This window comes from Eudoraea chungangensis (assembly GCF_029360665.1).
Taxonomy (GTDB): Bacteria; Bacteroidota; Bacteroidia; order Flavobacteriales; family Flavobacteriaceae; genus Eudoraea; species Eudoraea chungangensis.
In genome coordinates, this window is record NZ_JARDUB010000004.1 from 51,311 (window position 1) to 67,789 (window position 16,479).

Below are 16,479 nucleotides of genomic sequence, written 5' to 3' on the forward strand. Positions count from 1 at the left end.
GCAGCCATAATAATACCTAATACAAGCTTCACCAAGAGACTTTGCAAACTAACTAAAGAATTATTTAATTAGTGGTATCCGACATTATCTTAATTTCGAACTGAGATCGTCTATTTTCCTTATGCTCTGCTTCTGTACAACGAACCCCATCGGAGCATTTATTGGTCAATTGCGTTTCTCCATAACCCACTCCTTCTAATCGAGCGGCAGCTATCCCTGCTGTTACAAGGTACTCAACTGTTCTATTTGCCCTTCGCTCTGATAACCAAAGGTTATATTCACTTCTACCTCGAGAGTCCGTATGTGACGCAATTTGAAAATCAACGTCCGGATATTCCTTTAAAATGATTGCTAATTTATCTAGTAAAGACTTGGCATCCTTACTTAAATAAGAAGAGTCAAAAGCAAAATATACATTTCCTAAAGCATTTATTCTATCTTGCAAATCAATAAGACGTTGTTTAGCAGCTTGCTCTTCAGCCTCTTTTAAAGCGGCCAATCTTGCGGCTTCTTTTTCCTTAGCCAACTTTTCGGCCAATGCCGCAGCCGCTGCTTCAGCAGCCATTGCCTCATTAATAGAATCCTGAACTCTTTGCTGTTCTGCTTCCATGGCCTGAATTAGGGCAAGTTTTTCACGTCCTTTTTTATTCAGGTCTTTTTCTATATCAAATTGATATATTACGCCTATCCCATGCTGAATATGATTAGTTGCTTCATCACCAAAAGACCATTTACCGGAAGAACTAAGGTCTATACCCCATCGATCAGAAAACCAAGCTCTAAATCCTATCACCGCGTTATATGTTCCCCGAGGAGTGTTGTTCGCATCGGTATATCCTATACCCCCACCTACATATGGATCAAAAAAACCGGTCTGTCCAAATATTTTATTAAGGTCGTAGCTTATCCTAGAATCAATAGCAAAGTAGTCTATATCCTCCTGGTTTACAGCACCATCAATAATATTTCCTTCCTTATACTTATTATAGGTAGCGATAGCTTCTAATCCTATTCCACTTCGAAAATAACGGCCAGCACTAATCCTCGAAGGAAAAGCTACCGCATTCCATTGGTCTTTTACGGTATAAAAGTCGTTAAACGCATCACCAGAGTCGTCTACAATATTCCAGCCAATACCAATTATCCACGAACTTACTACCATACTGTCTTTGGCAGTTAGTTGAATATCTTCTATTGAACTTTCTGTGGAATTTTCTTGTGCTCTAAGACTACTCAGACTCAAGATACTTATAAATATAAGTATTGTGATGTAGGTTTTCATAATACAACGATTTAGGATAATTACTACTACAAAAGTAAAGAGAGAATAAAACGAAAGCCACAAAATACTTTAATCGACCTTTTTAATCGATAGAATACTTCATAGAGTAAAAAAAAGCTATTCTTGTTCTAAAAGATGAACTTCCCTTTCGTCGAGTGGTAATTTAAATAGATAAAATGGCTGAAGTAAAACAGAATTATAATTTTCTTCGCTAGAAGCATTAGACATTCCAAACTCTAGTGTATCTTCTTGTATTTCAAGACTTACAGAATTCTCATCCAATACATTATTCGTATTTCCCGGACAGTATAAAAGAAGCATGTCTTTTTTAAAATCAATTTGAGGAACCTTTAAACCCGGTTTCCGAGTTCTATTTATCCTGGAATAAAATTCTTTCAAAGATGCTTCCTCTTTTATCACTTCCAAACTTTTCTCTTCGGTACCACCGTAAAGATCTTTTTCAAGGAGGATTATTGCCATCTCCTGTGTTTTGTACTCGCTTTCTTTAGCAGAATTAACTCTTTGTCCTCTACACCCAGCGGCAAGAAAAATTAAAAGAAATCCTATGTTTACTATACGGTTCAAATGCTATTATTATAAGTGGTGTTATAGGCTTTTTCGTATACGGCTTCATACAGTGGCAAAACGTTCTTTATGTCGAACTTAAGAGCTGTATGGTAAGCATTTTCTTTAAATTCGGCAAGAACCTCATCGTCTTGAAGAATTAATATGGCATTCTTAGTCATATCCGCTATGTCGCCTACATTACTTAAAAATCCGGTATAACCATCAATGTTAACCTCGGGGATACCTCCGGTATTACTAGATATGACAGGAACTCGATTTATCATAGCTTCTAAAGCCGCCAATCCGAAACTCTCTGATTTTGATGGCAATAAAAATAAATCAGAAAAGCACAAAATTCGATCTATTTCATTACTATTTCCTAAAAAAACCACCTTATTTGAAATTCCCAACTTCTCGCATAACAATTCTGCGCCTTCCTTTTCAGGGCCTTCCCCAACCATAATCAATTTAGCAGGCATTTTCTGCTGAATTCCATTAAATACACGAATTACGTCAGGGATATGTTTTACTTGTCTGAAATTACTAATGTGGGTAATAATCTTTTCCTCCTCATCGGCCATAACGGTGCGCTGACAATCTGTGAACTCTGTATTATACTTGGTACTATCAATAAAATTTGGTATAACTTCTATCTCTTTTTTTACTTCAAAAAAATCTAGCGTCTTTTGTTTAAGATTTGCAGAGACCGAAGTAACGATATCACTTTTATTTATGCTAAAATTTACGGCTGCTTTGTAAAATGGATGCTTACCAACTAAGGTAATATCAGTTCCATGAAGAGTGGTAATCATCGGAATATAAATTCCTTCCTCTTCTAAGATTTGTTTTGCCATATATCCGGCGTAGGCATGGGGGATCGCGTAGTGCACATGCAATAACTCAATTTCGTAAAGCTTTATGGTATCAACTAGTTTACTGGAAAGTGCCAACTCATAGGGTTGGTAGTGAAAAAGAGCATATTCAGGTACATGTACCTCATGAAAATGTATTTTATTACTTAACAGTTCTAGCCTTACGGGTTGCTTGTACGTCACAAAATGAATCTCATGACCCCTATTGGCCAAGGCAATTCCCAATTCCGTAGCGACAACACCACTACCCCCAAAAGTTGGATAACATACAATTGCAATTTTCATAAGTCAATATTTTAAAATAGGCATAGCATATAAGCTCACCTTAAAAACTGTTCTTCTAAACAAAATTAAGGTTTAATTTCCTGATTAATTTATAAGAGAATCATAAATCACTTGCTGAATCCTGCTACGCAATCCAGATTTCACCAATAGTCTATTTGAAGCACTGGGATAAGTTCGATTTGACAAAAACACATAGACAATTTCCTCTTCCGGATCGGCCCAAGTGAATGTTCCGGTAAACCCACTATGACCAAAGCTCTTTCTAGAGACACAATTACATGTTGGACCTTGAGGAACAAGCTGTGGCTTATCAAAACCAACACCCCTTCTAACATTCTTATCGCAGAAATAGCATTTGTTAAACTTTTCCACAGTCCTGGTCTCTAAATATCTATTTCCACCATAATAGCCTCCTTGCAGATACATTTGCATGATCTTGGCTACGTCATTGGCATTACTAAACAATCCGGCATGCCCGCCTACTCCACCTTGCATTGCAGCTCCCATGTCATGTACATAGCCGTGTACGGTCTGGTATCGGTAATAATTATCTACTTCAGATGGCACAATTAATTCCAAAGGGAACTTCTCTATAGGGTTATACGCGGTATGGTTTGCGCCCAGAGGAGCGTACAAGAACCTGTTAGCCAAATCATCTAATTGAGCTTCAAAAGTATTCTCTATATATTTTTTTAGTACATAATAGGCAACGTCACTATATCTGTACCTGTTTGACTTTAAACTTTGTCGTCCAATCCTATTATAAATAGAATCGTTATACGCATCCTGCAGGAACAATTCATTCGCAACCTGCGTACTAAATCCATCAGTTGAAATTTGTCTGTAAAACTCAGGGGATGGCTTTCGTTTGTTATTCAGGGTCTTTAAATAAAAGGCTATCCAAGCAGGTAGTCTGCCATAATGACTAAGTGCCTTAAGTACTGTAACATCTTTAATTTCTGTATCGGCATAGCTCGGAATCAACTCTCCAAATGTATTATTTAAAGCAATTTTCTCCTCCTCTTCCATCTTCATTACAACAGGAAGAGTCGCCAGTATTTTAGTTAAAGATGCTAAATCAAATAAATGAGTTTTGGTAAGTTCTACATCAGTATCGTAGGTTGGCTTTCCAAAAGCCTTATGATATACAATCTTTCCTCTCCTTGCAACCAATACTTGAGCCCCTGGAAACATAAGCGAATCCAAACCATTTTGCATTAACTCATCTATTTTAGACAACTTAGAAGAATCTATATTAACCCTCTCAGGAATACTATAACCAAGTCTCTTCATCTCAGGAGATAAAGAGGATGAATTTACGGGTAATTCTGCATGTGCGGTAACTGGCAGCACTCCTTTAGCCGCTATGGCGCCAAAAAGTATTTCCGCCGTTTTTTCTTGTGCTAGTTTACTATTCTGATAAGACACAACAACCGCATCAATATCAGATAAGGAGACCACATCCAAAAGGGCATAGGGGCTTGCGAAAACATTCAAAATCACATTAGAGCTGGCCTGCCGGCCTATCTCCTGAAGCCAAAAAAGCTCTGTCTGCGAAAAGCGATAAGACTTCCATGGTGAAGCATTGCTTTTATGAAAGCCGATAATCACTAAATTAAAGTCCTCTAACTTCCGCTTTAGCGTGGCAATGTCTTTGGCTTTTATCTCTGTTACATCTGCGTACTCTTTTAATCTACCAAGGAATGGGTTATGATCATCCTTACCAAATTTAACGTAGGCTATCTTCTTATTATTCAGGTTTTTAATCCCAACTATATTAAGTGGGTCTTTGGCAATGGTAATAGCGTTTTCGATGGCCTCTTCATAGACCATATCGTTGGCAGAACTGTTTAATTCGGCATTTAAATTCTCCATTTCAATGGGAGAATACTTATGTAAGCCAACCTTATACTTCGCCATCAATATTTTCTTAACAGACAGCGCAAGCCGTTCTTCTGTTATTAATCCGCTCTGAATTGCCTGTAAAATGGTATTCTTACTCTTTATAAAATCTTTAGGCATTAATAGCATATCGTTTCCTGCCAAAAACGCCTCTAATTCTGTTATTCCATTTTCCGCAAAATTAGATACCCCATGCATATTAAGAGCGTCTGTAAATACTAGACCACTAAAGCCCATTTCATTCTTTAATAGATCAGTAATGGTACTTTTAGACAAGGAAGTGGGTCTTTTTGGCTCGGACTCCAAAACCGGAACACTTAAATGCGCCACCATTACACTTTCCAGGCCTTCTTTTATTAATTTTTTATAAGGATAGAGCTCTATACTGTCTAATCTTTTTCTCGTCAAGTCAAGAACTGGTAAGGTTTTGTGAGAATCTGCTGCGGTATCTCCGTGGCCTGGAAAATGCTTTCCACTTGTTAAAACACCTGCCCTCTGCAGACCTTTCATGATTGAAACGGCTTTTAAGGAAACATTTTCCCTGTCTTCTCCAAAAGATCTATTTCCAATAATGGGATTTCTAGGATCTATATTTACATCTACCACGGGTGCAAAATTAATATGCACTCCCAATCGTGCTGTATTTTTACCTATTTGATAGCCAACTCTTTCTACAATAGAAGAATCAGAAATAGCACCTAAGGTCATATTCCAAGGAAATGCATATGTGGAATCTAATCGCATTGCCAATCCCCATTCGGCATCCATTCCCACAAGTAGTGGGATTTTGGCAAGTTTTTGGTAAGCATTGGTAACTTTTGCCTGACGTCGTGGACCGCCTCTGGAAAGTATTATGCCTCCTAAGGAATGTTCTTCAATATAGTTACTAATTTTTTCCTGAGCCTTGTCTCCATTTTCTGTGGAAGTCATGACCATAAATAATTGGCCCACCTTTTCCTCCATCGACATTTGGTCATAGGTAGTTTCTACCCATTGCCATTGGTAGATACTGTCGGTAGAACTTAAAGGAGAGTATTGCCCCCAAGCCGAAAAAAATAAAAAAACCAAGATTAAGGATAGTAGATATTTCCCCATAAATATTTCCTTAAAACTTTAACTATAAAGAGTAATTAATATTGTCTTCAAATAATTTCAGTTAATACCTTGTAATTGCGGGGTTGTTTTTAGCTAGAATGCGCAAAATTTATAAAAAGCGGCCATGCCAGCTTTCCGATGCCGGAACCTCCCAATGGTTGATATATTCTTGCTTATTTACCACAAGATTATTAAATACTATAGTGTTTTTAGAAATTGCCTTGGCCTTAGCCATCTTCTTAAACTCCTGTAATGGCTTATAAGTGATATATGGCCCCTGTTTAAAACTAACATTCATTTTATCCAAGAGAACAATTTGAAACTTTTCTTCTAATTGCTGAATAAAGCGCACCGACGCGTCAATAGAGCACCCAGATGCCGATGCGTATTGCTGGTCTAGGGCTAATACAATGAAGCGTCTGTAGTTAATCTCATAAGCCGCTTTAAGCTCACTTCCATGAGCCGTCCATTCTTCTATAAAGATATCTAAAGCTTTTGCTATCTCCTTCTCCTCTTCCTCGTTAAAAGCTCGGTTACTCTGGTATATCCATACCCTGGAAGTATCCGGCAAACTATCAAATGTCACCAACATAATTTTCTTTTTTAACCATTTATCTATTTGCCATGTCTCCTTTTGCCAAAATTCCGGTTAGAGGTCTCCTGCTTTTGCAATAAGTTCAGCAATGTCCATTACCTTAACTACAGCCTCTTTTTCTTTGTTTTTTATGCCATCTGTCATCATTGTATTGCAAAAAGGACAGGCAGCTGCAATGATCTCTGGTTTTGCCGCCAGAGCTTCTTCTGTTCTTTCAATGTTAACATCTTTATTACCCTTTTCTGGCTCTTTAAACATTTGTGCTCCTCCGGCACCACAACACAAACCTCTTGTTTTACAACTTTTCATTTCAACGAGCTCGGCATCTAACTTTTCAATAAGTTGTCTTGGTGCTTCGTAGACCCCATTTGCCCTTCCCAAATAGCAGGCATCGTGATAGGTAATTCGCTTTCCTTTATAACCCCCTCCTTCTAAAGAAATTCTCCCTTCTTTCAACAGGGAGTTAATAAACTGTGTATGATGCACCACCTGATAATCTCCTCCCAGACCCGGATATTCATTTTTCAGGGTATTAAAACAATGTGGGCAGGTAGTAACAATATTCTTAATACCATAAGCATTCATAACTTCAATATTGGTCACGGCCTGCATTTGAAAGAGAAATTCATTTCCCGATCTTTTCGCCGGATCTCCTGAGCAACTCTCCTCCGTACCTAATACTGCAAAATTCACCTTAGCCTTCTGTAATATTTTTACAAAAGCCTTGGTGATTTTCTTTGCTCTATCATCAAAAGATCCCGCACAACCTACCCAGAACAATACTTCTGGTGTTTTGCCTTCTGCAAACATTTGTGCCATTGTGGCGACTTTTATACTTTCACCCATTTTATAAATATTAACTATTTATCATTCTTCGGTCCAGTTTAGTCTGTCCATTTGATTATATGGCCATGGAGCACCATTATTTTCAATATTACCCATCATTACATTAAGTTCCGTGGGAGCCTGGGATTTTTCCATAACCAAGTATTGTCTCATCGACATAATAATACCAAGGGGATCTATACTTATCGGACAAGCTTCCACGCAAGCGTTACAGGACGTACATGCCCACAACTCTTCCTCACTAATATAATCTCCTAATAACTGTTTGCCATCGTCCTGGATTACCCCTTTATTAACATCCAAGCTTTTTCCGACCTCCTCCAATCTATCTCTGGTATCCATCATTATTTTTCTGGGAGATAATTTTTTCCCGGTTATATTGGCAGGGCATTCACTAGTACAGCGACCACACTCGGTACAAGAATAGGCATTTAGAAGTTGTACTTTACTTAAATCCATAACATCCGAAGCACCAAATTTCTCCGGAGGTGCCATGTTTTCATCTGCTGCTGCGTATGGATTGGCCGAAGGATCCATCATAAGTCGTACTTCCTGTGTAACAGATTCCAAATTCTTAAAAGCGCCTTTTGGTTTAAGGCTGGCATAGTACGTATTTGGGAAAGCCAATAATATATGTAAATGTTTAGAGAAATATAAATAGTTAAGAAAACAAAGAATACCTATAATATGTAACCACCAGGCCAAACGTTCAACTATTATTACACTCTCTGCGGACAAACCCTCGAACAAGGGTAGCAAAAAGCTACTTACTGGAAAAAGTCCCGCTTTGGTATAGTGCTCCACTTCGAGGAGCTGTAATTGATTATCCGCCGCGTTCATTGTTAAAAACAGCAGCATCAAAACTACTTCTATATAAAGAATAACATCCGCATCCCTTTTTGGCCATCCTTTCATTTCTGGACTTAAAAAACGTCTTAATTTTATAATATTTCTTCTTATCCAAAATATTACCACCGCAACTATTACAAGAAAGGCCAACACTTCAAATGAGGCAATTAGGAAATTGTACGCCGAACCTAGGAAAGAGAATACTCTGTGTGTTCCAAAAAGACCGTCAATGATTATTTCCAGGACTTCTATATTGATTATAATAAACCCTAAATAAACTATTATATGTAAAATACCAGCTACAGGCCTAACAGTCATTTTCGACTGTCCCAATGCCACCATTAACATGTTTTTTAATCTTTGGGAGGGATTATCTTTAGGAAAATCTCGTTTGCCTAGTTTAATATTTCGAAGCAGCTTTCTTACATTCTTGATAAAATAACCAATCCCAAAAGTAAGGGCAAGAAAAAAGACTATATTAGGTAAATAGGGCATTTACTGTTCGGGTTTTATCTCGGCAGGATCCATCTCGGGGTTCTCATAACTCTTTTGCTTTTTGCCAAAAACGGAAACATTCACATATCGTTTAGGGTTTAATCGCATATCCTGTAATAATAGGTCTAGCTCTTTGGAAGCATCGGACAAATTATTGTACAATTCATCGTTGTTCACCAATTTACCCAAGGTTCCTTCACCATTTTCAATTTTTCCTAAAAGCATCTGCATATTATCCATTGTTGCCTTTAGGCTTTGAACCGTGTTCGCCAAATCTGCCTTAGCTATTGAGTCTGATAGTATAGAGAAATTAGTAGTAATGGTATTAATATTGGTAATGGAACTATCTAATTTTCCTTTATTACTTACAAGGATTTCATTAAATAAGGTAGCACTTCTTTCAAAGCTATTAACCGTGCTTCTCAATCCTTGGATACTAGCTCTTAAATTCTCTTTTGTATCCTCGTCCAAAACGTCATTAAAATTAATTAATAATGAATCGGCGTTTGTGACCGCCCCCTCAATTTTAGTTTGAAGTGGAGCCAATTTTTTCTGTAATAAATCCGTTAAGCCTGGTTTTATAGCAGAACGCAAGGTATCTCCTGAAGCGGCCATCGTTGCACCATCAAAGACAGGATGAATCTGAATTCCTTTACCACCAATTATACCGGTATCGTATAATTCTGCCAAGCTATTTTTAGAAAATTCAAAATTACTATCCACAGAGAAGGTAACTAAAAGTCTTCCACTACTACCTTGGAATCCTATTTGATTAACGTTCCCAACGGTGAAACCATTAATAGATACTTGGGTACCCGGTTGCAGGCCACCAACGTGATCATAAACCGCGTAAAACGTTTTGCTATTATTAAAAAGAGGAGTTGCCTTTAAAAAACTAAATCCCAATACAAATAGTAAAATGCCACCTACTACAATAATGCCTGTCTTAATTTCTCTTGAAAGCTTCAAACGCATTGATTTAGTTTACTAACAAAATTATAAATATTTTTTGGATGTGCTCCTATCATTGTGAAAGGTATTTTAATGCCTCTGGCACCGGAATTCTTTTTCCTTCCTTGTACGCCACAATATAACATGTACTATAGCCTTTATTCACAGCATTGTTTTTAAATAATCTAGCTTCATCATAGGAGTTTGTTTCCCCGTACATATAACGATATAAGTTATTATAAGGCTCTTTAGATAATGCACTTAATCCTTTAAAATTAGACGGAACCAAAGAAATTGTTTTGGCACTTGCCAATAGCTGTATTTTAAAAACAATATCCGTATTAACATCTTTTGATTTTTTGTCAGAATCATCCTCTGCGCTCTTAACTGTTGTGGCCGGGACCATCTTTTCCTTTGTAGAGCTAGCCGTTGAAGAAGTGTTATTATTTAATTCTTTACCACTTAAACTCTTTTTCTCCTCTGTACTTACCTGCTCCGTTAGCGAGACTACTTCCTCTTTCTTTTCCACTTCCTCCGAAACCTGGCCATTGTTGTACTCAGTCGTTGTAGCCGAAACTGGTAGTTGTACCGACGCGGTTTCTGGCTCTTTTACTACTGGCACTGAGACAGGGGTAATCGTGGTAGTTCTGGTGTTATTTTTATAGGTGATTATTGCTTCCGCAATCGCTTTTCCCATTTCTTGTTGCCCCTTCTTTGAATTTAAATAGGCTCCTTCGGATTTATTGGTTAAAAAACCTGTTTCAACCAAAATGCTTGGCATAAAGGTCTGATGTAATACAATAAATCCGGCCTGTTTAACTTTTCTATCGTTCCTTTTTAATTTATTCGAAAAATTGTCTTGCATCATTTTCCCCAGCATAATACTCTGATCTAAAAACTCTTCTTGCATAATAGTAAGTCCAATTACCGACTCTGGGGAATTAATATCGTAGTCCGCATAACGAGATTCGTAATTATCTTCTAAATAAATTACCGAGTTCTCTTTCTTTGCGATTTCGAAGTTTTGTTTGTTTGCGTGCAAACCTAATACAAAGGTGCCTGCACCATGTGCATCCGATGTATGGGAGTCACAATGCACCGATACAAAAAGATCGGCATTGGCCTTGTTGGCTATTTCCCCTCTTACAAATAAATCGACAAAAGAATCGCTATCCCTGGTATATACAACCTTTATGTCTTGGTTAGACGATAGAATTCTGCCCACCTCCAAGACAATTTTAAGGGCGATGTTCTTTTCCATATAACCATTCCCCAAATTACCAGGATCATGTCCACCATGACCAGCATCTAATACTACAACAAAAGGGTCATTGTCTTTCTGAAAAGAGATAAAGGAAAAGAGGGACGTTAAAACAACGAATAGAAAAAATGGAATAACAATAAACCGTTTCAACATCTACAATAATTAAGATTCATATAACTTGTGATACATAACTTGACGAATTCTTGATACCACTAAAACACATTTACTCTAATTATACCCTTTTTTGATAACCCTCAAAGCAACGCAAATAAATATGGGCTTCTTGTTTTGTGGCATCGTCAGGAGGTTAAATTTATTGTAATGTGCTGTAAGCGGACCAAAAAATATATGTAAGTTTGACTTCAAAATCGAAGCCTTACCATTACAAAAATAGGATATATCGCTTTGCAATCAAACAAACACTATCTTCTTTTCTTTTTGTTAGTAATTATGGGTCCTTCCGCCTTATTTGCACAAGAAGATTTTATTAAGCCCCTTCCCATAAAGGCGGTGCAAGATAGCATAACAGCTCCTTTGATGCCAGCTCCTGTCCGCCGAGATACCGTAGTAACAGATTCTTTAGAAAACGACTCTATTCAAACCAAATCGGGAATGTTAACCGATAAAATTAAATACAAGGCAAAAGACTATGTCAAACTAAGTCAAAAGGATCAAAAGATTTATTTATACAATGAAGCGGAGATTTATTATGAAGACACCGAATTAAAAGCTGGGGTGATTATCTTAGACTATATTAAGAATGAAGTCTATGCCGGGAGGCTAAAAGATTCCCTTGGTAATTACTCTCAGACCCCATATTTTAAACAAGGAGACAATATCGTTATACCCGATAGCATTCGGTTTAATTTTGATACACAAAAGGCACTTATTTTTAATTCTAGAACCGAACAACAAGCTGGTTTAGGGCAGTTAGGAAGCGACGCGATGAAGGTTTATGCCAACATTACGAAAAAAGAGAATGATTCTGTGTATTTCTTAAGTGAAGGCAAGTTAACCACATCAAAAGACACCATTAATCCAGACTATTATATTAGAATTCGGAAAGCCAAGTTTGTTCCCAAGAAGAAAGTAATTGCAGGCTTTAGTAATATTTATATCGCCGATGTGCCAACTCCGGTGGCCTTGCCCTTTGCTTATTTCCCTTTAACCTCAGGCCGAACGGCTGGTGTGATGATGCCCACTTTTGGTAATGATCCAGACAGGGGGTATTTTTTACAGAATCTGGGATATTACATTCCAATAAGCGATTATGCAGATCTAACGGTAACGGGCGACTTATACACTAATGGGAGTTGGGGGTTCAGGGCGCAATCTGTTTATGCCAAAAAATATAAATACAGAGGAAATTTCAACTTTAGATACGAAAATCAGATTACTAGTCAAAAGGGTTTTGATGATTATAGCAGAGGTACAATTTATAATATACAAATATCTCATTCGCAAGATTCTAAAGCCAATCCAAATTCTCGTTTATCCGCTTCTGTCAACTTGGGTAGTAGTCAGTATTATCGTAATTCTTTGTTACAACAGAATCTTCCTAATACACAGATCAATAATTTATCTTCTTCTATTTCATATTCCAAAACTTTCCCGGCATATCCGTCGGTTAACCTAAGTCTTACAGCAACACACAACCAAAACACCAATACCGAAGCCGTAGATTTAACCTTACCTACACTACAGGCTAGTTTGGAGAGAATATTTCCCTTTGCTAAAAGGGAGGGTATAAAAAAAGGAGCTTTTCAAAATATAAATTTTCAGTACGATTTAAATGCCAGAAACAGTATAAGTACTACCAATGAAGATTTTGGTACGGCCAAAATGTTTGACAATGCGAAAGTTGGCGCTCGGCATAGAATTCCTATCAGTACAAACTTCAAGGTAGCTAAGTTTTTAAGTGTTAGTATGGGTGGAACTTATGAAGATGTTTGGACACTGCAGACCTTTAATCAAAGATTTGATGAAGAAACCCAGACGGTAGTTACAGATACCATAAGTGGGTTTGACCGATTTAATCAATACAATCTTAGTTCAAGTCTTGGAACTACAGTTTATGGAACCTTTAACCTTGGGGAAGACAAAAAAATTCAGGCTATTCGGCATGTTATGAGGCCATCTGTTAGTTATGGCTATGCCCCCTCTTTTGAGCAGTATTACGATGAATATATCAATGGGGTTACAGGGGATACCGTTTCCTATACCCGTTTTCAAAATACGCTATATGGTGTCCCAAGCAGAGGGCAATCGAGCAACCTAAGTTTTTCTCTGGCAAATTCCTTGGAAGCCAAAGTCCGAAATAAAGATTCCACTAAGTTGGAACCAAAAAAGGTTTTCCTGTTAAATAGTTTTAATTTTTCTACAGGCTACAATTTTGAATCCGACTCATTAAACTTAAATCCCCTTGCCATTACCGGAGGCACTAATATCTTGGACAATAAAATGTCTATTAACTTTGGCGCAAGTTTGGATCCTTATGCTATAGATAATAATGGAACAAGGATTAATACCTTTAATATTGCCAATGGAGGAAGCCTATTTAGACTTACCTCTGCAAGAGCTAATATAAGTTACTCTATTAGTAGTGAAGATTTTAATCCTACCAGGGATAGAGAGGAATATCCAACGGAAGGGGATATTTATGTGGCAGCCAGTGGTGGAAGAACAGATGATCTGTTTGGAAAAGCAAATAATTTTGATGAAAGCAGGTTTGACGATGAAGATGAATTAAATAAAGAAAACCCGATTTACCAGAACAAAATTCCCTGGGACCTGAGATTGCAATATGCGCTTTCCTATAGTAATACCAACCGGCAAAATGATTTTACCAACAATTCACTTATGTTTTCTGGTAATGTTACCTTGTCTCCTGGGTGGGATGTTGGTGTTTCTTCTGGTTACGACTTTAAGGGTAAAGGTTTTACCGTTACCCAGCTACGGTTTCGAAGGGACTTGGGAAGTTTTAAACTCAACTTTGATTGGACACCCTTTGGAGATTTTGAAAGGTGGTATTTCTTTATAGGTATAAAGAGCTCTTTACTCAAAGACCTTAAATGGGAAAATAGGAGTCAGCCTCCTCCACGTTAAAGAAATTAATACAAGGCACCCAATACCTTGAAAACAAAAAATAGAACTAATGAAAGAAAATATTTCAACCGTAAATGCACCAGCAGCCATTGGTCCTTATAGCCAGGCTATTTTAAGTAATAATACGCTTTATATTTCAGGCCAAATTCCATTAAACCCAACCAATGGAGAGTTAGTGTCGACAGGAATCGAAGGAGAAACTGCACAGTGCATGAAAAATATAGAAGCTATCCTAACTGCAGCTGAAATGACTTTTGAGCAGGTAGTTAAGGCCACTATATTTATCAGAGATATGGGCCAGTTTTCTCTTATCAATGCAGTGTATAGTTCTTATTTTGATGGGATAATTCCTCCGGCACGTGAAACCGTAGAAGTTTCCAGACTCCCTAAGGATGTTAATATTGAAATATCGATGATAGCCGTTAGATAATTTCTCTGTGGAATTCTACCAAGCCTTCAATGGGACGCTGTCTTATAACACCAAGAATTAAGTCGTTTCTTTCTAAAACAGCCAAAAGCTCATCTTTTAAAAAGTATGCAATACTCCCAACAAAACTTATTGGCACTTTTGTAGCTAACTCAAATTGCATAATGTAATTATTTACAAATTGCTGCAATCCCTTATCTATTACCCCTTTGCAGTAAGGATGATCTTTATTTTCAATTAAGAATTTAGCAAAAGTTGCGAGATAAGTATTGGGATTAGGTTGCTTATATAGGTTCTCTTTTATTACATCGGCCTCTAAATTGTATTCCTTACTAAATTTTAGTGCCAAGGCCTGTGGCATTTTATGAAAGTAATAATCGCGTATTAATTTTCGTCCAAAGAAATTTCCGCTACCATCATCCATCGGTATATAACCTAAAGAAACTACTTTTTGAAAAAGTTGATGCCCATCGTAATAACTACAGTTAGAACCGGTGCCTAAAATGCAGACAATGGCCTGATGCCCAATTTTGGTAGTACTGTAAATCGCGGCATAGGTATCCTCTTGCACTTCTGCTTTGGCATTTGGAAAGAAGTTTTTAAAAATTCTATTTAAAAAACCTTTCATTCGGTCGGTTCCGCAGCCAGCACCATAGAAATACAGATGCTTAACTTTATCCTTATTTTTAGACAGTTCAAAATTATTTGCCAATCTGTCTTCAATAACTTCACGGGTTAAAACTTCAGGACTTAAGCCCAGTGTTTGGGTCATAAACAATTCTTTTCCCTTACTGTCCAAGGCAATCCAGTCCGACTTGGTTGCACCGCTATCAACTATTAAAATCATATTCACTTAGCCTTAAAAAAGAATCCCCAAAGAAGCTTAATAACCTTTTTGAGGATTCCTCATTTACAATTATTTAAACTCTTCTTATAGGGAAGCTACATGCTGCGTTAGATCCAGAAGCTTATTAGAATACCCAGCTTCATTATCATACCAAGAGATAACTTTAAAGAATTTACTATTCAATTCAATTCCAGCCCCTGCATCGAAAATACTGGTTCTAGAATCGCCGATAAAGTCTTGTGAAACAACAGCCTCTTCCGTATATCCTAAGATTCCTTTTAAAGCACCCTCTGAAGCTTCTTTAAAGGTTTTTTTGATTTCCTCATAAGAGGTTTCTTTTTCTAGACGTACGGTTAAATCAACTACAGAAACATCCGCAGTTGGCACTCTAAATGCCATACCAGTAAGCTTGCCTTCTAGGGCAGGAATAACCTTTGTAACGGCCTTGGCTGCGCCAGTGGAAGCTGGTATAATGTTTAAAAGAGCACTACGACCACCTCTAAAATCTTTCTTGGAAGGTCCATCTACAGTAAACTGCGTAGCTGTAGTAGCATGTACCGTTGTCATAAGGGCTTCTTCTATCCCAAAATTATCGTTTAGCACTTTGGCCAAAGGAGCCAGACAGTTAGTGGTACAGGAGGCATTAGACACAATAGCATCAGAAGCTTTCACATCTTGATGATTTACTCCCATTACAAACATCGGTGCATCTTTAGAAGGGGCTGAAATTATTACTTTTTTAGCACCTCCATCTATGTGATATTGAGCAGTTTCCAGAGTAGTAAAGATTCCTGTACATTCTGCTACAAATTCGGCACCTACAGCATCCCATTTTAAATTCTTAGGATCTCTCTCACCGGTTATTCTAATTGTATTTCCGTTAACCACAAGATTTCCATCTTTTACCTCAACAGTACCATCGAATTTTCCGTGGACAGAGTCATATTCCAAAAGATATGCTAAATGTTCTACAGCCAAAAGATCGTTAATTGCAACCACGTCAAGATCGTCTCTTTTAAATGATTCTCTAAAAACTAATCTTCCTATTCTACCAAATCCGTTAATTCCTACTTTTACTTTAGACATTGTTTATTGAT

Annotated in this window: 13 protein-coding genes; 2 read left to right on the forward strand and 11 right to left on the reverse strand. The window is 37.4% G+C overall.

What is annotated here, in order from left to right; translation table 11 throughout:
• Positions 1 to 64: 64 nt before the first annotated feature.
• From PXG98_RS10300 to PXG98_RS10340, 9 genes are all read right to left on the reverse strand, one after another.
• On the reverse strand, positions 65 to 1,282 hold the full coding sequence (locus tag PXG98_RS10300) for an OmpA family protein (protein WP_276390866.1): 1,218 nt from the start codon (positions 1,280 to 1,282) through the stop codon (positions 65 to 67).
• Between the two features lie 117 nt (positions 1,283 to 1,399).
• A complete protein-coding gene (locus PXG98_RS10305; protein ID WP_276390868.1) occupies positions 1,400 to 1,867 on the reverse strand; it encodes a hypothetical protein in 468 nt (155 codons plus the stop codon).
• The gene (gene bshA / locus PXG98_RS10310; RefSeq protein ID WP_276390869.1) at positions 1,864 to 3,006 is read right to left on the reverse strand and encodes an N-acetyl-alpha-D-glucosaminyl L-malate synthase BshA; all 1,143 of its coding nucleotides are present in this window, start codon (positions 3,004 to 3,006) and stop codon (positions 1,864 to 1,866) included. Before bshA ends, PXG98_RS10305 begins: the two co-directional genes overlap by 4 nt.
• Positions 3,007 to 3,090: 84 nt before the next feature.
• Positions 3,091 to 6,003 (reverse strand): serine hydrolase domain-containing protein, encoded by a 2,913-nt coding sequence (locus PXG98_RS10315; protein ID WP_276390871.1) that lies wholly within the window; start codon positions 6,001 to 6,003, stop codon positions 3,091 to 3,093.
• A gap of 109 nt (positions 6,004 to 6,112) precedes the next feature.
• Positions 6,113 to 6,595, reverse strand: coding sequence for an ABC transporter ATPase (locus PXG98_RS10320; RefSeq protein ID WP_276390873.1), 483 nt, complete (start codon positions 6,593 to 6,595; stop codon positions 6,113 to 6,115).
• A gap of 57 nt (positions 6,596 to 6,652) precedes the next feature.
• A complete protein-coding gene (locus tag PXG98_RS10325; protein WP_276390874.1) occupies positions 6,653 to 7,444 on the reverse strand; it encodes a (Fe-S)-binding protein in 792 nt (263 codons plus the stop codon).
• A 21-nt stretch (positions 7,445 to 7,465) separates the two neighbouring features.
• The gene (locus PXG98_RS10330) at positions 7,466 to 8,788 is read right to left on the reverse strand and encodes a 4Fe-4S dicluster domain-containing protein (protein ID WP_276390876.1); all 1,323 of its coding nucleotides are present in this window, start codon (positions 8,786 to 8,788) and stop codon (positions 7,466 to 7,468) included.
• Positions 8,789 to 9,757 carry an MlaD family protein gene (locus PXG98_RS10335; protein WP_276390877.1) on the reverse strand — a complete coding sequence of 323 codons (969 nt, stop codon included), beginning with the start codon at positions 9,755 to 9,757 and terminating at the stop codon, positions 8,789 to 8,791.
• A 55-nt stretch (positions 9,758 to 9,812) separates the two neighbouring features.
• Positions 9,813 to 11,156 carry an N-acetylmuramoyl-L-alanine amidase family protein gene (locus tag PXG98_RS10340; protein WP_276390879.1) on the reverse strand — a complete coding sequence of 448 codons (1,344 nt, stop codon included), beginning with the start codon at positions 11,154 to 11,156 and terminating at the stop codon, positions 9,813 to 9,815.
• A 297-nt stretch (positions 11,157 to 11,453) separates the two neighbouring features.
• On the opposite strand from PXG98_RS10340, the gene PXG98_RS10345 reads away from it, so the two are divergent.
• Positions 11,454 to 14,108 (forward strand): putative LPS assembly protein LptD, encoded by a 2,655-nt coding sequence (locus PXG98_RS10345; RefSeq protein ID WP_276390881.1) that lies wholly within the window; start codon positions 11,454 to 11,456, stop codon positions 14,106 to 14,108.
• A 49-nt stretch (positions 14,109 to 14,157) separates the two neighbouring features.
• On the forward strand, positions 14,158 to 14,538 hold the full coding sequence (locus PXG98_RS10350; protein ID WP_276390883.1) for a Rid family detoxifying hydrolase: 381 nt from the start codon (positions 14,158 to 14,160) through the stop codon (positions 14,536 to 14,538).
• Here PXG98_RS10350 and PXG98_RS10355 read toward each other — a convergent pair.
• Both PXG98_RS10355 and gap read right to left on the reverse strand, forming a co-directional pair.
• Positions 14,531 to 15,382 (reverse strand): N-acetylglucosamine kinase, encoded by an 852-nt coding sequence (locus PXG98_RS10355; protein WP_276390885.1) that lies wholly within the window; start codon positions 15,380 to 15,382, stop codon positions 14,531 to 14,533. The genes PXG98_RS10350 and PXG98_RS10355 overlap by 8 nt on opposite strands.
• A gap of 84 nt (positions 15,383 to 15,466) precedes the next feature.
• Positions 15,467 to 16,468 (reverse strand): type I glyceraldehyde-3-phosphate dehydrogenase, encoded by a 1,002-nt coding sequence (gene gap, locus PXG98_RS10360; protein WP_276390886.1) that lies wholly within the window; start codon positions 16,466 to 16,468, stop codon positions 15,467 to 15,469.
• Between the last annotated feature and the right edge of the window lie 11 nt (positions 16,469 to 16,479).